This window comes from Actinomadura sp. B10D3, assembly GCF_039871695.1.
Taxonomy (GTDB): Bacteria; Actinomycetota; Actinomycetes; order Streptosporangiales; family Streptosporangiaceae; genus Spirillospora; species Spirillospora madurae.
In genome coordinates, this window is sequence record NZ_JBDPLY010000006.1 from 201266 (window position 1) to 219076 (window position 17811).

The following is a 17811-nucleotide window of genomic DNA, read 5'->3' on the forward strand; positions in this document are numbered from 1 at the left end:
CGTTTTCGGAGGAGGTCGAGCTTTGCTCTTCCGAACATTTGGCGTTTGAGCATTTTAGAAGTTACGTGGAATCTGGCTGTGGGGGTGATCATGTCTCCCCGGTCCTGACCACGTGACTTGGGAGATGACTTGAGCGGCACGGTGGTGCTGGAGGAGAAGTGGCCGGTGCTGGGCCGGCACGAGCGGGCGGCCGAGTGGTTGCGGATCTGGACGGATCTGGGGAGGGCGCCACGGACGATCGACGCCTACGCGCGCGGACTGGCTGAGTACCTGGAGGTGTGCGAGCGGGAGGGCGTCGCCCCGGTCACGGCGAGCCGGGCGCACATCGGTGTGTTTGTACGGGAGTTGACCGAGCGGCCCAGCCGTCGCGGCGCGAACGTTGTCGCGCTTGATTCTGGCTCGGGCTTGTCGAACGCCACCATCCAGCAGCGGATCGTGCCGGTGCGGCTGTTCTACGACCACCTGATGGAGGAGGGGCTGCGGGACTCCAACCCGGTCGGACGCGGTCGTTACATGCCAGGCCGTCGTGGCGGATCTGGTGGTGGGCGTCAGCGCGGCCTGGTGCCGCGGCTGACGAAGCTGCCGTGGATCCCCACCGAGCAGCAGTGGAACGCTGTCCTGGCGGTCGCGGCCGAAGAGCAGATCCGTAACCGCGTCATGCTCGCCCTGGCCTACGATGCTGCGCTGCGGCGCGAGGAGTTGTGCTCGCTGCGCACCGACGACCTGGACCCCGCGCATCGCACCCTGCGGATCAGGGCGGAGACCACCAAGAACCGGCTGGAACGGGTGGTGCCGTACTCGGCGGCGACCAGCGTGCTGCTGTCGGGCTATCTGGCGCATCGGGCGACGATCAGCCGGGCTCGGGGGCCGCTGTTGTTGTCGGAATCGCGGCGCAACCACGCCCAGCCGCTGAGTTTGTGGACTTGGTCGAAGGTCGTGCGCCGGATCGCCCTTGCCGCCGAGGTCCCGCAGTTCTCCACGCACACGACTCGGCATCTTTGCCTGACGGACCTGGCCAGGATGGGCTGGGAACTGCACGCGATCGCGACGTTCGCCGGGCATCGCCATACCGACTCCACGCGTCCAGTACATCCACCTGTCGGGTCGGGATCTGGCCGACAAGCTCAATCGGGGCATGGAGCACATCCACGCCTGGCGGATCGCGGCGCTCACCGGGACCGCCCCCGCGACGGCCCGGCCTGCTGGGACGACGCGGTGACCGCCGCGCAGCATGAGACCGTCGAAGACTCCGGTGATCGTTGGCGGTCACCGCTGGCGGGTCACCGTTTCGACACCACGATCGAGATCCGGCCCGAAGAGATGCGGGCCATCGGCGAGTTGGGCGTCCGCAATCTGCGGCGGCTGCAGTATCACGACTCCTCCGCGCCCGGATGGACGGTGATCAGACGGCTGCTGCGGCCGCTGGAGGTTGTCAACGCCGGGCTCGACGGCCCGGTCACCCGGCATCGGCACCGCGCCATGCTGGACGTCGTCGCGGTCCTGCTGCTGCGATGCGCCGACCAGAGGCGGACGTTCTGGGGCTGGACCGACCAGGAATGGGTGCGTCTCCTCGGCCGTGACCAGGCCGAGTTCCATCGGAACGCGCCGGCTTGGGCCGGCGACGAGGTCCGCCCCTACCTGGCGACGCACGCCTACCTGCTCGGCTCGTTCACCGGCTTCGACCAGCTGGTCAGCTTCCAACGGCTCACCCTGGCGCGTCAGATCTTCGGGCGTGCCCGGCTGAGCACCGAGATCTCCCGAGTTCGGGCCGTGCTGTCCGAGTGGGGCTACCGCCTGGGCAGCGACGATGACACCCTGCTGCCGATGGTGGCCTGCCGGTTGTTCCTGCTCAACCGCAGCCCGCACCTGGACGATCTGACGACCGAGCTGTTCGACAACGTCCGCCGAGATCGTCTCCTGCCCGACACGCAGATGAACACGCTGCACGCCCTGCAACGCGCGGTGAGCGTGCTCGGGTTCTGCGACCCGCCCCGCCAAGGCACCGGCCGCCACTCGGCCCGGGCCAGCGGCGGCGCACCCGAATGGGAACGATGGGTGGACCGCTGGCACGCCACCTCGACATTGACGCCCCGCACCCGCGGCAGCGTCCGCTCCAACCTTCTCAAAGTCGGCCGCTGGCTGCAGGCCGAACACCCTGAGGCAGCCGACCCGGCGAACTGGACACGGCAGACCTGCGCGGCCTGGGTCGCCCGGCTCGAGCGGATGAACGTCGGCGACTACGTCCAACGCACCGTCGGCCTCAAGGACCGCATCGGCAAGCCGCTGGAGGCCAGCAGCAAGGAGGGCCAGCTCGCCGCACTCCGGAAGTTCTTCACCGACTGCCAGGAATGGGAATGGCTGCCCCGCCGGTTCGATCCGCTGCGCGCGCTGGCAACCCCACGCAGCATCGCCGCCCTACTGGGCCCGAACCCCCGCGTGATCGCCGACGAGATCTGGGCCAAGCTGCTCTGGGCGGGCCTCAACCTCGACTCCGGCGACCTCCCGCAGACCAAGTCCGGGCACTTCTATCCGATCGAGCTCGTCCGTGCGATCACCGTGACCTGGCTGTTCAGCGGGCTGCGCAGCGACGAGATCGCCCGGCTCCGGGTCGGATGCGTCCGCTGGCAGCACGACGACGTCCCGATCTCCGGCGACTCCGACCAGGTCCTGGTCCGCGACGCGGTCTGCCTCCTGGACGTCCCCACCCACAAGACCGGGACCGCGTTCACCAAACCCGTCGACCCGATCCTCGGCCAGGCCATCGAGGCGTGGCAGGCCGTCCGCCCCGACCAGCCGACCTTCGTCGACCGCCGCACCGCCGAACAGGTGCACCTGCTATTCGCCTTCCGGGCCCGCCGGGTCTCCTCCTCCTCCTACATCAACAACACCGTCATCCCGATGCTCTGCCGCAAGGCCGGCGTCCCGGTCGCCGACGTCCGCGGGAACATCACCAGCCACCGAGCCCGATCCACCATCGCCAGCCAGCTCTACAACGCCAAGGAGCCCATGACGCTGTTCGAGCTGCAGGCCTGGCTCGGGCACCGCTCGCTGCAATCCACCCAGTACTACGCCAAGCTCACCCCCACCACGCTGACGCGGGCCTACACCGACGCCGGGTACTTCGAACGCAATGTCCGCACCATCGAGGTCCTGCTCGACCGGGACGCCGTCACCTCCGGCCAGGCAGCCGCCGGGGAATCGTGGCAGTACTACGACCTCGGCCACGGCCTGTGCTCATACACCTTCTTCGAGCAGTGCCAGCACCGCATGGCCTGCGCCAAGTGCGACTTCTACACTCCCAAGGACTCGACCGAGGCTCAACTGCTGGAAGCCAAGGACAACCTGCAGCGCATGCTGGTGAGCATCCCCCTCACCGATGACGAACGCGCCGCCGTCGACGACGGCCAGGCCGCCTTGGACAAGCTCCTCGGCCAGCTCACCGACATCCCTACTCCGGCCGGGCCGACTCCCCGCCAGATCGGGGTCCCGGCGAGCGCGACCCTTCTACCGATCATCTCGGTGAAGCCGACCGAAACGGAGTCGAACCGAAGATCGTGATCCGCATAGGCTGCCCGATGGCGGCAGCCACCATAAGCAGGCGAGATGGGGATCTTGCACATGAACGACGGCCAGGGCGGGTCCGCGCGGACCCGCGAACGAGGATCACCGCTCATGCACGCTTCCCTGGCGGGGTTGTCGGTCGGTGACGCCTTCGGCGACCAGTTCTTCCTGCACACCAATCGCCATCTGACCGCCGCAGACCTTCCTTCGCCGCCATGGGAGTGGAGCGACGACACCGAGATGGCCTGCTCGGTCGTCGGGTGCCTCGACATTCACGGCCGCATCGACCAGGACGCCCTGGCCGCCGCGTTCGCCATCCGCATGGACACCGGACGACGCTATGGAGCCGGGGCTCTGGAACTCCTCGAACGCATCCGCGACGGGCACCCCTGGCGGGTCGCTTCAGTCGAGTCATTCGGCGGGAACGGCTCCTTCGGCAACGGCGCCGCCATGCGCGTCGCCCCCTTGGGCGCCTACTACGCCGGAGACCCCGAACGCGCCGCCGCCGAGGCCGCCCTCCAAGCCGAGATCACCCACGCCCACACCGAGGGAATCGCAGGAGCCGTTGCCATCGCCGTCGCCGCCTCCCTCGCGGCCACCAACACCACTCACGCCCTGATCGAGGCAGCACTTGATCACACCCCTGGGACCTACGTCCGACGAGGTCTTCAACGGGCGCAAAGCCTTAAGAGAGCGACACCGGAACAAGCGGCACAGGCCCTGGGCAACGGATCCCGAATCACCGCCCAGGACACCGTGCCGTTCGCGCTCTGGGCGGCCGCTCGGCACCTGGAGGACTATCCGGCCGGAATCCGCGCCTGCGTCACCGCGGGCGGCGACATGGACACCACTGCCGCAATCGTCGGCGGGATCATCGCCGCCAGAACCGGAACCGACGGCATCCCACCCGACTGGCTCGCCTCCCGCGAACCCCTCCCAGAATGGCTGGAGAACCACCCAGTCGCTTGACATTTCTGATTCCACATAATCACGCGGTTGACGTGTCCTTCGACTGGGCCGGAGCTATGGGACATGGTCAGTCCGTTACGGACGGCGTCGTAGTCACGCCGCAGATTCCGCGCGAACCCGGCTATCGCGGTGAGGTTGTCCTTTTCGACGCGGGTAATCCAGTCATCGAGTTGGTGGCCTTCAAGTTGGGTGAGCATCACAGCGAAATCCTTCACGTGCCTGGTCAGGCTGCGCAAATCTCGGCTGAGGCGCTGCATCTCCCGGAATCTGACAGCCGACTCCTGGTCGAGGTTTTCGGGATTGGACATGATCCAGCGTGTGAGGTCCCGGACGGCCGGTGGCCGGGGAGGTGGAATCTCGACCTCGCTCGTTCCAGCAGGCCGGAAACGACGTAGATAGCGTTGGACTTGTTGTGCTGTTCCGCGATAACCCAGTGCGGTGATCTCTCTGGTGAGTTGGGTGGCGTTGCGGATGCCCTCGTTCCACCTGCGGTGCAGATGCTCGTGATAGCCGTCTAGAATGCTGGCGCGCTGCTGGTTGGCCGCAGTGACCTCCTCGACCGTCGCGTTGGCGTATTTGCGGACCGTCGCCTGATGCAGGCCGAGCCGTCGTCCGATCGCGGCCTTACTCAGTCCCTGATTGAGGAGTTCGTGCACAGCGGCATGATGCTTCCGGATCCGTGCCACCACCTGCAGCTCACGATGATTGACCACCGTGGGGGCGTCGCTGGTGCGCCGTGACTCCACAGCGGCCGCCAACGCCGCTGCCAAGCCCGCCCGGACTGCCGAGACGTCCTTCTCCACCGCTTGGCCGAGATTGCGCCACAAGTGGAAACGGTCGGCGACCTGCAATGCGTCCGGCGCTCCCTGCCGGGCTCCCTCCGCGTAGCCGCCGGCTCTGTCCCGGCAGATCACCTCCGGCAGCGGCCGGGAACGCAACCATGCGGCCAGAGCGTCGCCGTCCCGGCCATCGATCAGATCGACCGGACGCCGCGTTCCCAGATCGATCAGGATGGTTCCGTAGTTATGTCCTCGCCGAATGGCGAAATCGTCCACACCCAGGATCTGAACCTGGCCGACAGGTGGATCCGGGATCGCTCTGATCAACCGCAAGAGCGTGTCCTTACCGACTGCGATCCCCAAGGTCGCAGCCATCCGAACTCCTGCCCGGCCGGCAAGTGCGAGCCCGATTTCGGTGAGCAGGTTCCGCAAGGACGTGGTCGCCCGGGCATACGGCCGAGTCAGTCCCGGGATCTGCTCGGTAAACGTGTTCACCGAGCACTCGCTGCTCATGCACCGGAAACGGCGAACCCTCAATTCAAGTCTTACGGAACAGCCGGACGCGGCGACGTCTTGGAGGCGCCGCACATACCAGCCATGCCTTCGACCCGACACCACCTCGCACCGCCAGCATGACGCGGCCGCCGAATTCGCCCTCGCCTGGACCACCACAGCGCCGTCACGTCGTTCGCAGTGCTCCACCTGCAGCGATGCCCATTGAGGGAAGAAAAGCTCGACAACGTCTGAATCACACAGAGATCATCTTCGTGCATCAGGTTCCCCGAGATCACACGGTTTGCGCCAGAGCCAAGATCCGCGACGGGCAGGTCGCCAACCGGCCGATCTACGTCGCGCTGGCGGTGACGGTCGACGGCACCCGCGACATCCTCGGGCTGTGGGCCGGCGACGGCGGGGAGGGCGCCAAGTACTGGCTGCAGGTCCTCACCGAACTCAAGAACCGGGGCGTGGACGACGCCTGCATGGTGGTGTGCGACGGACTCAGCGGCCTGCCCGACGCCGTCGGCAACGTGTGGCCCCGAGCGCTGGTCCAGACGTGCATCGTGCATCTGCTGCGCGGCTCGTTCCGGTACGCCGCCCGGCAGGACTGGGACAAGATCGCCAAGGCGCTCAAGCCCGTCTACACGGCCCCGACCGAGTCGGCCGCGACCGAGCGGTGGCTGGAGTTCGCCGAGACCTGGGGAACCAAGTACCCGGCGATCGTGCGGTTGTGGGAGAACGCCTGGGCCGAGTTCGTCCCGTTCCTGCAGTTCGACCCCGAGATCCGCAAGGTGGTGTGCTCCACCAACGCCATCGAGAGCGTGAACGCCCGCATCCGCCGGGCGGTCAAGGCCCGTGGGCACTTCCCCAGCGAGCAGGCCGCGCTCAAGTGCGTCTACCTCGCGGTGATGAGCCTGGACCCCACCGGCACCGGCCGCAAACGCTGGATCATGCGCTGGAAGGCCGCCCTCAACGCCTTCGACATCGCCTTCGAAGGCCGCCTAACCGCCGCCCGCAACTGACCCGAGCAAGATCGAGTTACACCGTTAACTGGACAGACCCCGTCGGCTCAACGGGTCCTGCGAGCGACCGCGGCATCCCGCTACTGACCCCCCCCGACAGGCACTGGGCTGTCTGCAAGCTGGGGATTAGCGGGTGATTGCGTAAGTGCGGAGCGCGTTGTCGTGAAACATTGCGCGGCGTTCCGCCTCCGTGAAGTCTGAGGTGAAGTCATCGAATGCCGACCAGAGGCCGCGGTAGGAAGTGAGGGAGCGGTCGACCGGGTAGTTGCTGCCGAACACGCACCGGCTCGGGCCGTAGGTCTCCACGGTCTGCTGAACCAATGACCGCGCCCCGCCCGCGGTCCACGACTCCGCGCAGAGTCTCATCCCGGATAGCTTGACGACGGACCATGGAACCTCGCGGGCGAAGCGGGTGAGGTTCGTCCGCCACAGATGGTGGCCGCCGGCGCTGCCGGGCAGCCCCATGTGTTCCACAATGACCGGCAGATCCGGTAGTTCTCGCAGCAATTCCGCGGCCCGGGGCAACTGATCGGGCCACACCATCAGTTCGAAGAGCAGCCCCCTGCTCGCGAGGAGCCGTAGTCCCCTGGCCCATGCGGGGTCCGCCAGCAGGTCGGTGTCAGGCATATCCGCCCTGTGCTGGGCTCCCGGGGAGAACCACGCCTCCTGCCGGATGCCGCGGAACAGGGGGTACCTGGCGTGTCGATCGAGCACGTCGGCGAGCGCCGGGTCCCGGAGGTCGGCGTAGCCGACGCACACCGTTGGCACGCGGTCGCCGGGACCGTCGTCCGCGAGGGTGTCCAGCCAGGACGTCTCACGGACCGGGTCGACGTCGTGGTCCATTTCGGCCTGGACGTGCACCGTCGCGACGATGTCCAGCCCGTCGGCGTCCGACGCCCAGTCCGCTGGGAGGTAATCGCTTCGAAGGTCCGACACCCCCTCGTCGTCGAGCCAGGGATACCGGAACCTGCCGAGGTCCCAGAAGTGGAGGTGGGTGTCGACGATCTCCAACGGGGACGTCATGAGCTGAACTCGAACGTCGACAGCCCGTCGGGGCTCATCGACACGAGTCCGCCGTCGACCAGGACGTCGGTGCCCGTCACGAAGGACGAGGCGTCGGAGGCGAGGAACGCGATCACCTCCGCCACCTCGGAGGGTTCCCCGCACCGCCGCATCGGGCAGTACGCCCCCCAGACCGGCTCCCACTTCTCGCGATCTCCGCCGGCGCTCCGGTCGAGTACCTCGGTCCAGATGTAGCCGGGGCTGACGCTGTTGACGCGGATGCCGTGCGGCGCGAGGTCCAGGGCCTGGCAACGAGTCAGGGACAGGATCGCGCCCTTGGCGGAGTTGTAGGTCCACCGGTCGGCCTGTGACACATGTCCGGAGACGCTGGCCACATTGACCACGGCGGCGCGCCGCGAGCGGGCCAGCGCGTCCGCCGCGGCGGCCACCAGTTGGGCGGGTGCCTTCAGATTGACGGCGAGAGTGCGATCCCAGTCGGCCTGTGAGGCGGAGACGCCGGCCAGCAGGAACACCGCCGCGTTGTTGACCAGGACATCGAGGACCCCGTCGCCACCGGCCGCCTGGGTGATGAGATCGGGATGCCGCTCGGTCTCGGTGATGTCCGCGACGAGGGGAGTGAACGTTCCGGGCCCGCCGAGCGAGCGACCCACTCGCTTCAGTCCCTCGGCGTCGATGTCGACGGCCGTGACATGGGCACCCTCGTGGACGAACTGCTTCGCCGTCGCGGCTCCGATCCCGCTGGCGGCCCCGGTCACGAGGACGCGTGCATCCGCGAACCGTTCCGGGACGGCGTCCTGCTGAGGCGCCTCGGCAGGACGGGTGAGGGTCGAAGGGTCGTTGTACGTGGTGAGCGAGCCGATGCGGTCCCCCTCCAGCCGCATCACGTTCACCCCCGAGAGGGGATAATGCTCCCCCTCCCGGTCGGTGAACACCGCGGTCCATTCGATGGCGGCCTCGCGGTCGTCGCCCAGCACCCGGCCGACCTCGACCCGCAGGCCGGGGAAGCGCTCGATACTCTGCTCGTAGAAGCTCCGGATCTCCTCATGCCCGGTGAGGTCCGATCCCGGCCCCTGCCATTGCGCGTTCTCGGTGAAGAAGGACAGGATGCGGTCGATCTCCCGGGACTCCTCGGCGCGCCAGTAGTTCCGGGCGACCTCACCGATAGTGCTCACGGTCTTCCTTTCGACGTGCGGGTCCGCGTTCGTGCTGATCGGGGGCCTCCAGCGGGTGCCGGGCCAGGGGCCGGACGCGGATCGTCATGAATTCGAACAAGGGCAGCGACGCCAGGTGCCCATGGAGCTCGCTCGCGTCGGACGCGGCCCAGACTCCGATGTTGTTCGCGGTCCCGGGCACGCGCCAGATGCGCTGGATGACGCCGTCCGCGGCGAGCCGGGCGCCTTGCGCCGCCTCGTCCGCGTAGCGCCGCTCGCGTTCTTCAACGGGCAGGTCCGCGGGAACGGCGATGTCGATCTCAACTAGGAACTCCATGGTCTCCGTCCCACCGCCTTCCGGAACGGTCATCCGCTGATGAACTGGCCTCCGTTGACGTCCATGGTGTGGCCGGTCACGAAGGAGCTCTCCGGCCCGGCGAGGAACGCGATCGCGCGGGCCACCTCGTCGGCCGAGCCCAGCCGGCCCAGGGGGATCTTGCCTCTCAGCAGTCCCAGCCGCTCGTCGCCGAACGTGTCGGTCATCGGGGTCTCGATGATTCCGGGTGCCACGCTGTTGACCCGGATACCGCGTGCGGCGAGCTGGCCGGCGAGGCTCATGGTGAGCCCGATCACGCCCGCCTTGGAGGCGACATAGGCGGGGGAGGAGAAGGTGGACGCGGTCCGCCCGCTGATCGACGCGACCGTGGTGATCGTGCCGCCTCCCGGAGAGAAGTGGGGCAGTGCGGCACGGCATACCCGCATGGTGCCGGTGAGGTTGACCTCGATGACCCGGGCCCAGGCGTCATCCGTGCAGTCGTCGATCGATCCGGTGTGCACGATGCCGGCGCAGGTGACGAGTGCCGTCAGAGGCCCCTGGGCGGCCACGGCCTCCATCAGGGCGTCGACGCTCTCGCGCGAGGTGACATCGAGCGTCCGGCCCTCGGCGGTGAATCCGTCCGACCTCAGCTCCGCCACCGCCGCCTCGACGCCGTCCGCGTGCACGTCCGCGACGAGGACACCGAACCCCCGGCGCGCGAGTTCCCGGCAGGCCCGCAGGCCGATGCCGCCCGCGCCGCCGGTGACGACCGCCAGCCCGCCGCCTGTTTCAGCCACGGTCCACGCTCCCGATCATGCTGGAGATCGCGGCGAGCCGCGCGGGGGACGGCTGCAGGAACTCCAGGGTGTTCCCGTCGGGGTCGTGGACGTAGCAGGCCGCGCCACCCGAGTTCGCGCCCTCGGTGATGCCGACCGGCGGATTGCGCAGGACGGCGCCCGCCTCTCCGGCCCGCGCGGCCAGCGCCTCGACATCGTCGACGAGAAAGCCGAGATGCGCCACGCCTACCTGGTTGACCGCCGTTGCGGGGGCCTGGTGCCCGGCCTGGACGTACTGGATGAGTTCGATGTCGTGGGTCGAAACGCGCCCGAGTCCGTTGGGGATCCGGAGCTGGGCCACTTCGAGCACGGCGGTCGGAACACCAACGAGCACGGGGGTGTAGGCGTTCTCCTGCCGCTGGCGATGCACGAGTTCCAGGCCGAGCACGCGGGTGTACCAGTCCACGGCCACGTCGATGTCGCTCACTGTGATCCCGTGGTGCAGGACTCCCAGAATGGTCATGTGTTCCTCTTCGTCGTTTCGTACCGCGTCACCGTGCACCCGCCGGTCACGCGGGGAGCGCGGAGACCCGCTCTCCGGACAGGAGCCGCCGGGCCGCGTCCACGATCGTCGCCTCGCCCGGGACCACCGCCTCCCTGAGCGCGGGAGCGGACGGGAGCCTGGTGTCCGGTGCGCCTACGCGCATGACCGGCCCGGCGAGGTCGGCGAAGTGCCTCTCGGTGATCCGCGCTGAGATCTCGGCACCGAAGCCGCCGGTGACGTTGGCCTCGTGGGCGACCAGGACGTGCCCGCCGCCCTGCCGTACCGCGGCGCTGATGGCCTCGTCGTCCAGCGGATTCAGCCAGCGCAGGTCCAGCACCCCGGCGTCCACACCGGACGCGCTCAGCGTCCCGGCGGCCGACAGCGCTCGATCGACCATCGCGCCCCACGTGATGATCGTGAGGTCCCGGCCGGACCGACGCAGTCGGGCATACGCGGCGGACTCGACGGAAGCGCTCCGGTAGACGTCCCCCGTGTTCTGGTACAGCTCGCGGCATTCGATCAGGACGGTCGGGTCGGGATCGGCGATCGCGGCACGGGTCATCGCGTAGGCGTCGGCAGGGCTGGACGGAAGCCCCACCCGCAGGCCGGGAATGTGGGCGATCAACGCTTCGAGGCTCTGGGAGTGCTGCGCGCAGCTCCCCGGGGTCGAGCCCTGCTGGGTGCGTACGACCAGGGGGGCGCTCAGCTCGCCCCGGCTGATGTAGCGGACGTTCGACGCCTGGTTCACCAGCTGGTCGAACGCGACCCACAGGAAGTCCATCCACATGATCTCCGCGACGGGTCGCAGGCCCGAGATCGCAGCGCCGACCGCGGAGCCGAGTATGGCGCTCTCGGCGATCGGCGTGTCGAACACCCGGTCCTGGCCGTACTTCTTCTGCAGGCTCCGCGACACCCCGAAGATGCCGCCGGCGGTCCCGACGTCCTCGCCGTACACCACCACTTCGGGCCGGGCTTCGAGTTCGTCCTGGAGTGCGGTGTTGACGGCCCGTTGGTAAGTCAGTTCCGTGGCCGCTCCACGATCCTCCACCGCGGGGGGCCTGGGGCGGGCGGCGGGTGCGGCGTAGACGTGGGTGGTCGCGTTCGCGGGCTCGGGGACGGGCATCGCGAGCACCTGACGGGTGGCGTCATCGATGGCGGAGGCTACGTCACGGTCGATCTGGTCGATATCGGCCTGCGTGACACCGAGTTCGCGGAGGCGCGAACGCAGCAGCTTCATCGGGTCGCGACCGGCGGCGGCCTGGATGTCCTCCTGCGGGCGGTAGTGCTGGATGTCCCGGTTGTAGTGGCCGGACAAACGCCCCGTCTTGCACTCGATCAGCGTGGGGCCCCCGCCCGACCGAGCGCGCTCGGCCGCCTCGCCGGCCGCCTCGAACACCGCCTGGGGGTCGGAGCCGTCGACGATTCGCGCCGGGATGCCGTAACCGGCCGCGCGGTCGGCGAGGTCCGGGGTCAGGGAGGTGAGTGAAGCGGGGGTCATCTCGGCCCAGCCGTTGTTCTCGCACATGATGACGAGGGGGAGCTTGTTGGCCGCGGCGAAGACCATCCCTTCGTGCACCGATCCCTGGCTCATCGCGCCGTCACCGATGGAGGCGACCGCGATTCCGGACGTCCCCTTCTGCTTCGCCGCCAGGGCGACCCCGGAGGCGATGGGGACCCCCGCGCCCACGATGGAGTTCTCGCCGACCAGGCGATGGGCGGGGGAGGAGAGGTAGGCCGATCCCCCTCGCCCGCCGTTGACTCCGTCGCCGCGATGGCAGATCTCAGCGAGCAGCGGGACGACCGGAACACCGCAGGCGAGCGCCCATCCATGTCCGCGATAGGTGGGGAGGACGCGGTCGGCGTCGCGAAGAGCGGCCATCACCCCGGCGGGGACCGCCTCCTGGCCCAGGCAGACATGGACCGAGCCGGCGACCTCCCCGTCCTTGCTGAGCTCAAGGATGCGCTCCTCGAAACGCCGGATCGTCGATACCTGACGGTACATGTCGGTCAGGAACCCTCGGGGATCGGCGTCTGGCACGTGCTGCTCCTCATTTGAAGATCGTTTCGGGAGTGCAGGGTGCCAGCCTGACTTCGCATCACCTCCATGTCAATATCTGCTCACGCCTTCATATAGTGAAATCGAGGCGGTTTCACAGCGCGTTGACGCCGGATCGCGCCCCTCCCTACTGTTAACAATGTGAAATCCGGTGCAACAAATGAAAAGCGGACCACGCTTCAAACGGTGGATCGTGCCCTGTCGGTGCTCGAGTACGTGGCCCAGGCGCCGTCGCCCCAGACCATCCCGGACGTCTCGGCCGCACTCGGCCTCAACATCACCACGACGTATCACCTGTTCAACACGCTTGAGGCCTGCGGTTACCTGGCGCGAAACGCCGACAGGACGATCCGCATCGGCTCCAGGGTCGGCATGCTCTATCGCGCGATGCTGTCGGACCTGGCCATTCCCCGGGATCTGAGACCGTGCGTCGAAACCCTCTCCTCACGTGTGTCCGAGAGCGCCTACCTGACCGGTTGGACCGATCAGGCCGTGATCATCCAGGCCGTGGTGGAACCGCCTCAGGCGCTCCGCGTCACGGGGTTGTATATCGGGTATCGGGAGAACGAGGTGTACCGGGCCTCCGGCAAGGCGGTGCTGGCGTATCTGCCCCCGTCGGAACGGGCGCCGGTCATTGAGCGGAACCTTGCCGAACGCCCTCGGGACGCCGACTACATGACGAACGATCTTCCCGCCGAGCTGGCCGCGGTCGCGAAGCACGGCTATGCCGTCGACGACGAGGAATACACGCCCGGCGTGTGCTGTGTCGCCGCGCCCTACTTCAACGCCGATGGCTCGATCAGCGGTTCCGTGGCCGTCTCGTTGCCCGCTTTCGGGTTTTCCCAGCGCAGGCGGGAGCTGATCGAGGCCGTCCGCGCCACGGCGAAGGAATGCTCGGCTCTCCTCGGATACGTAGGACAGGAGCCCTCGTCCGCGCCGGCGGAGTGACCCGTGGCTTGAGACGGCGTCCTGACGGCGTTCGACAGAGTCGCGGACGCCATCACCCTCCGCATCTGTCGGGATCTGCCACAGTCTCGGGCCCCTGCGTGCAGTGGGTGGTCGACGTCATCTCTAGGGGATCCTCGGCTGTCCCGATGTTGTGAGCCGTCTCACTCTGAATCGGTACGGAACCCCCGCAAGACGGGAGAAGCCGATGAGACCACGACCCGGGCCGCTGTGCGCGGCCGCACTCCTCCTGTCGGCGGCAGTCACGTCACCAGGAAGGAGGAGGGCATGGGAAAGACGGCGACCAGAGGTGGGGTTGAAGGGTGAAGCGCAGAAGCTGGTGGTCAACGACCGCCGCGACGCTGATGGTAGCGCTGCTCTGCTCGGTCGGAGCCTCCCCGACGCACGCGGACGCGCGGGCCCGGAACGACGACGTGGTGAATACAGAAGGAGGACTCGTACGCGGCCGAGTCACCACCGAACATCGCATTTTCGAAGGCGTTCCGTATGCGGCACCCCCCAAGGGACAACTTCGGTGGAGTGCGCCCCAGCCGGTGCAGCCCTGGACGGGGATCCGTGATGCGACCTCACCGGGTAGCCCGTGTCCGCAACTGCCGTCGCAGATCTCCCCCATCTCGAGCGAAGAGGAGGACTGCCTCTTCGTGAACGTGACCGTGCCACGCGGAGGCGACCCGGCTGCGAAACCAGTGATGGTGTGGATTCACGGAGACGGCGCGGTCGGGGCCGGCCACTTCTTCGACCCGCGGCGATTGACCGCCGACGGGGACGTCATCGTGGTGACGGTCAACTATCGGCTGGGCCTGTTCGGCGGGTTCGGCTTGCCGGGCCTGCAAGGCTCGGGCACGTTCCAGCTGCAGGACCAGCAGGCCGCCATGCGGTGGGTCCGGTCCAACATCGCCGCGTTCGGTGGTGATCCGAGAAATGTGACCCTGTTCGGAGTCTCCTACGGGGCCACGGCCACCAGTGCACACCTGACGGCTCCGCAGTCGAGGGGGCTGTTCGATCGCGCCATTCTCGAGAGCGGGTTCGCCCTGATGAACATGCTCCCGGAATCGATCGCTCCGGGCAGCCCGGGCCTGCCGTGGTGGGCCTGGAGGACGGAACCCGAGACCGACCAGACCGGCTTGACGGTGGCCAGGGAACTCGGCTGCGGCCAGGTGGATCCGGCGGCGGTGCTGGCCTGCATGCGGGCGTTGCCGGTCAAGACCCTTCTCGGATATCCGCAGGTGATGCAGATATTCCAGCAGATGGCGTACGGCGGATCGACGCTCCCCGAACTTCCCGCTCTGGCGCTGCGCGGGGGACGGTTCCACCAGATGCCCATCATGGCCGGAGGCACCCGCGACGAGCACCGCACGTGGGTCGGACTGCTCCGGGACGGCATCGGCCAACCAGTCACCGCCGACCAGTACCCGACGTTGCTGGCCAAGGCCTTCGGTCTGCAGAACGTTCCCGCGATCGAGCAGCGATATCCGCTGAACAACGCCGAGACGCCCAGCATCACGTGGGCGACCGTCCTCACCGACGCGACGTGGGCCCGTCGTACGCAGGAGCTGAACGAGCTGTTCGCTGCGAAGATGCCGACCTACGCGTACGAGTTCGCCGACCGGAACGCTCCGTCGTATCTGCCGTTCCCGCCCGGTTTCCCTGCCGGCGCCTACCATGCCGCGGACACGCCGTACACATTCCGGGACGCGAAGTTCACCGAATCCGCCACCCCTGAACAGATCGCTCTGTCCGACAAGATGATCAAGTACTGGGGCAACTTCGCCCGCAACGGGCATCCGAACGGCACCGGTGTTCCGACGTGGCCGGAGTTCGATGCGAACTCGCCGACCGTGCAATCGCTGGCACCGGAGCAGATCGGGCCGATCGATTACGCCACGGCGCACAAGTACGACTTCTGGCGGCGATCGTCCGCTTAGGTGCGGAGGCGATCCCGAGGGGACAAGTCACCCGGGACGGGCAGCGTGCCTGACGCCGCCCGTCCCGGGGTCTCTCTTCCCGGGCAGCCTGCACCTGGCGCACGTCCGCCAACACGGTCACGGTGCCGTAGCCCGCCAGGTCGTGGAGCAGGATCAGGCGCCTGACCCCGAAAATGGAGATCATCTTAAAAGAATGTTCAGAACATGTAGCTGGACTTCACTGTCCTGCCTGGCCGACCATCCGTGCATGAGGATCCTGCTGACCGTGCAGGCGGCACCGCCAGGCGCGTGCCTGGTCGTCGCCGGCGCCCGGCCGAATGAAAGGCTGCACGGCTTTCGCGCCCCGGCGGCCGATGCCGCCGGGATCGGCGATATCCGATGAGGGCGGTGGTCTTCGAGAGAATCGGGCCCCCTCGCGTTCTGGACATCGTCGATCTTGACCGGCCGTGCCCGGGGCCCGGGCAGGTGCTGGTCCGAGTGCTGGCCGCTGGGGTCCAGCCTTTCGATACCGCTGTGCGGCGGGGGGTGATGGGGGTGCCCGTCAGCTTCCCGCAGCAGATCGGCAACGAGTTCGCCGGGGTCGTGGACCAGGTCGGTGCGGGGGTGCACGCCTGGTCTGAGGGGGACGAGGTGCTCGGCTGGTCGCACATGGCACTGCTGACCGAGTACGCCGTCGCGGGTGCGGACGCGATCGTGGGCAAGCCCGCGGGCATGCCCTGGGAGGTGGCGGGCTGCCTGTCGGCCTCAGGCCAGACGGCGCTGACCGCGCTGCGGGAGCTCGGCGTGGGCTCTGGGGACACTGTGCTGGTCCACGCCGCCGCGGGGGGAGCGGGAACGATGGCGGTGCAGATCGCTCGGGCCTACGGTGCCGAGGTCATCGGCACTGCCGGCGAGGCCAATCACGAGTACCTGATCGAGTTGGGCGCCACACCGATCGCCTACGGCGACGGGCTCGTCGACAGGGTGCGCGCCGCTGCGCCGAACGGTGTGGACGCGGTCCTGGACGCGGTCGGCGGGCAGGCCCTGCGGGACTCGCTCGCCCTGGCCCGGGACAGGAGCCGCATCGGCACGCTGGTCGATCTCGATCTGGCCGTGGAACTGGGCGTCCGCGGCATCCGGGCGCGGCGTGCCGCCGAACAACTGCAGCAGCTCGTCACGCTTTATGAGAGCGGTATGCTGCGCGTCCACATCCGCGCGACGTACCCGCTCGAAGCGGTCGCCGACGCGCATCGCGAGGTCGAGACCGGCCACGGGAGAGGAAAGGTCGTTGTCACATTCGAAGAGTGACCGGGCGTCGGCCTTCGCTGACGTGCCGGCCGACGCTGCACACGCAGAGGTGCTCCGCGGGCCACGCTCGGCGGGCTGAGCATGTTCGCGATCGTTCTGGCGCTTGGCTCAAGCCTCGCGTACGGCCTCTCCGACTTTCTCGGCGGCGTCAAGAGCCGCTCGGCAGCGGCCACGCTCACGGTCCTCCTCGTGTCGCAGAGCACCGCTTTGGTCCTGCTCATCGCGATCGTGACCGCCCTCGGAGAGGGAATGCCGAAAGGCCTGTACCTCTTCGCTGCGCTCGCCGGGCTGTGCGAGACGGTCGGCATCGCGGCGCTCTACCGGGGGCTTGCCTCCGGAACCATGAGCACCGTCGCGCCGATCGCGGCGGCCGCGCCGGTGGTGCCCGTCGCGATCGGCGCGATACTCGGCGAGTACCCCACGCCTGTCCAGGGCATCGGCATCGCACTCGCGGTCACGGGCATCGTCCTCAGTTCCCGCTCGCGTCCCTCACCGGATGCGGCCGCGGCCGGCGGAGGGTCGAGCATCGTCCTGGGGCTGGTGGCCGCGCTGGGCTTCGGCGGCTTCTACGTCTCCATGGACGCGGCAAGTGACGCCAGCGTGCCCTGGGCCCTGCTCACCGCGCGATCCACCGCCGTCGCGGCCCTGCTCGCAGCCTTCCTCGTGGTCCGGCCGGCGGCGGTCCGCAGCACCGACCTTCCACCGCTCGCACTCATCGGAGCTCTGATCGTCAGCGCGGACGGGATGTTCGCGCTCGCCTCGACCATGGATTTCCTGGGCGTCGTCGCGGTGCTGAGTTCTCTCCACCCGGTCGTGACCATCGCCCTCGCCCGTGTCTTCCTGCACGAGCGCCAGGAGCGGGTCCAGCAGATCGGCATCGCCTGCTGCCTTGTGGGAGTCGTCGCCATTTCCGCCGGATAAGCCGCGCGACGGCCATC

Annotated in this window: 13 protein-coding genes and 2 pseudogenes; 8 read left to right on the forward strand and 7 right to left on the reverse strand. The window is 68.2% G+C overall.

The features are described from left to right. Positions 1 to 129 precede the first annotated feature (129 nt). Both ABGB11_RS13150 and ABGB11_RS13155 read left to right on the forward strand, forming a co-directional pair. A complete protein-coding gene (locus tag ABGB11_RS13150; protein WP_347632303.1) occupies positions 130 to 3558 on the forward strand; it encodes a tyrosine-type recombinase/integrase in 3429 nt (1142 codons plus the stop codon). A 114-nt stretch (positions 3559 to 3672) separates the two neighbouring features. Further along, positions 3673 to 4530, forward strand: a complete 858-nt coding sequence (locus tag ABGB11_RS13155) for an ADP-ribosylglycohydrolase family protein (protein WP_347632305.1) — start codon at positions 3673 to 3675, stop codon at positions 4528 to 4530. A gap of 23 nt (positions 4531 to 4553) precedes the next feature. Here ABGB11_RS13155 and ABGB11_RS13160 read toward each other — a convergent pair. Next, positions 4554 to 6011: pseudogene (locus ABGB11_RS13160) on the reverse strand (ISL3 family transposase); the annotation flags it as partial. A gap of 107 nt (positions 6012 to 6118) precedes the next feature. On the opposite strand from ABGB11_RS13160, the pseudogene ABGB11_RS13165 reads away from it, so the two are divergent. Next, positions 6119 to 6829, forward strand: a pseudogene (locus ABGB11_RS13165) (IS256 family transposase); the annotation flags it as partial. A gap of 126 nt (positions 6830 to 6955) precedes the next feature. On the opposite strand, the gene ABGB11_RS13170 reads toward ABGB11_RS13165, so the two are convergent. The 6 genes from ABGB11_RS13170 to ABGB11_RS13195 are packed head-to-tail and all read right to left on the reverse strand — an operon-like array spanning position 6956 to position 12677. Continuing rightward, complete coding sequence (locus tag ABGB11_RS13170) at positions 6956 to 7840, reverse strand: amidohydrolase family protein (RefSeq protein WP_347632307.1); 885 nt, start codon at positions 7838 to 7840, stop codon at positions 6956 to 6958. Between the two features lie 8 nt (positions 7841 to 7848). Beyond that, a complete protein-coding gene (locus ABGB11_RS13175; protein ID WP_347632309.1) occupies positions 7849 to 9024 on the reverse strand; it encodes an SDR family oxidoreductase in 1176 nt (391 codons plus the stop codon). Further along, positions 9008 to 9373: a muconolactone Delta-isomerase family protein gene (locus tag ABGB11_RS13180; RefSeq protein ID WP_347632311.1), complete on the reverse strand. Its 366-nt coding sequence runs from the start codon at positions 9371 to 9373 to the stop codon at positions 9008 to 9010. Before ABGB11_RS13180 ends, ABGB11_RS13175 begins: the two co-directional genes overlap by 17 nt. Beyond that, a complete protein-coding gene (locus tag ABGB11_RS13185; RefSeq protein WP_347632313.1) occupies positions 9370 to 10116 on the reverse strand; it encodes an SDR family NAD(P)-dependent oxidoreductase in 747 nt (248 codons plus the stop codon). Before ABGB11_RS13185 ends, ABGB11_RS13180 begins: the two co-directional genes overlap by 4 nt. Further along, the gene (locus ABGB11_RS13190; RefSeq protein ID WP_347632315.1) at positions 10109 to 10618 is read right to left on the reverse strand and encodes a VOC family protein; all 510 of its coding nucleotides are present in this window, start codon (positions 10616 to 10618) and stop codon (positions 10109 to 10111) included. The genes ABGB11_RS13185 and ABGB11_RS13190 overlap by 8 nt, the downstream gene beginning before the upstream one ends. Before the next feature lie 46 nt (positions 10619 to 10664). Beyond that, positions 10665 to 12677, reverse strand: a complete 2013-nt coding sequence (locus ABGB11_RS13195; protein ID WP_347632317.1) for a thiamine pyrophosphate-dependent enzyme — start codon at positions 12675 to 12677, stop codon at positions 10665 to 10667. A 204-nt stretch (positions 12678 to 12881) separates the two neighbouring features. Between ABGB11_RS13195 and ABGB11_RS13200 the strand changes: the two genes are divergently transcribed. The 5 genes from ABGB11_RS13200 to ABGB11_RS13220 all read left to right on the forward strand — a co-directional run bounded on the left by ABGB11_RS13200 (position 12882) and on the right by ABGB11_RS13220 (position 17794). After that, positions 12882 to 13643 (forward strand): IclR family transcriptional regulator, encoded by a 762-nt coding sequence (locus ABGB11_RS13200; protein WP_347632319.1) that lies wholly within the window; start codon positions 12882 to 12884, stop codon positions 13641 to 13643. A gap of 362 nt (positions 13644 to 14005) precedes the next feature. Further along, positions 14006 to 15586: a carboxylesterase family protein gene (locus ABGB11_RS13205; protein WP_347632436.1), complete on the forward strand. Its 1581-nt coding sequence runs from the start codon at positions 14006 to 14008 to the stop codon at positions 15584 to 15586. Positions 15587 to 15833: 247 nt separating this feature from the next. Then, a complete protein-coding gene (locus ABGB11_RS13210) occupies positions 15834 to 15968 on the forward strand; it encodes a hypothetical protein (protein WP_347632321.1) in 135 nt (44 codons plus the stop codon). Further along, positions 15965 to 16873 carry an NADP-dependent oxidoreductase gene (locus tag ABGB11_RS13215; protein ID WP_347632323.1) on the forward strand — a complete coding sequence of 303 codons (909 nt, stop codon included), beginning with the start codon at positions 15965 to 15967 and terminating at the stop codon, positions 16871 to 16873. Before ABGB11_RS13210 ends, ABGB11_RS13215 begins: the two co-directional genes overlap by 4 nt. An 81-nt stretch (positions 16874 to 16954) precedes the next feature. Next, the gene (locus ABGB11_RS13220) at positions 16955 to 17794 is read left to right on the forward strand and encodes a DMT family transporter (protein WP_347632325.1); all 840 of its coding nucleotides are present in this window, start codon (positions 16955 to 16957) and stop codon (positions 17792 to 17794) included. The last annotated feature ends 17 nt before the right edge of the window (positions 17795 to 17811 follow it).

What these genes read in the sequence shown, in the direction of transcription:
- ABGB11_RS13155 (WP_347632305.1), top strand. Translation starts at nt 3,673, where the DNA reads ATGCACGCTTCCCTGGCGGGGTTGTCGGTCGGTGACGCCTTCGGCGAC.
- ABGB11_RS13180 (WP_347632311.1), bottom strand. Translation starts at nt 9,373, where the DNA reads ATGACCGTTCCGGAAGGCGGTGGGACGGAGACCATGGAGTTCCTAGTT.
- ABGB11_RS13190 (WP_347632315.1), bottom strand. Translation starts at nt 10,618, where the DNA reads ATGACCATTCTGGGAGTCCTGCACCACGGGATCACAGTGAGCGACATC.
- ABGB11_RS13205 (WP_347632436.1), top strand. Translation starts at nt 14,006, where the DNA reads ATGGTAGCGCTGCTCTGCTCGGTCGGAGCCTCCCCGACGCACGCGGAC.
- ABGB11_RS13210 (WP_347632321.1), top strand. Translation starts at nt 15,834, where the DNA reads ATGAGGATCCTGCTGACCGTGCAGGCGGCACCGCCAGGCGCGTGCCTG.
- ABGB11_RS13215 (WP_347632323.1), top strand. Translation starts at nt 15,965, where the DNA reads ATGAGGGCGGTGGTCTTCGAGAGAATCGGGCCCCCTCGCGTTCTGGAC.
- ABGB11_RS13220 (WP_347632325.1), top strand. Translation starts at nt 16,955, where the DNA reads ATGTTCGCGATCGTTCTGGCGCTTGGCTCAAGCCTCGCGTACGGCCTC.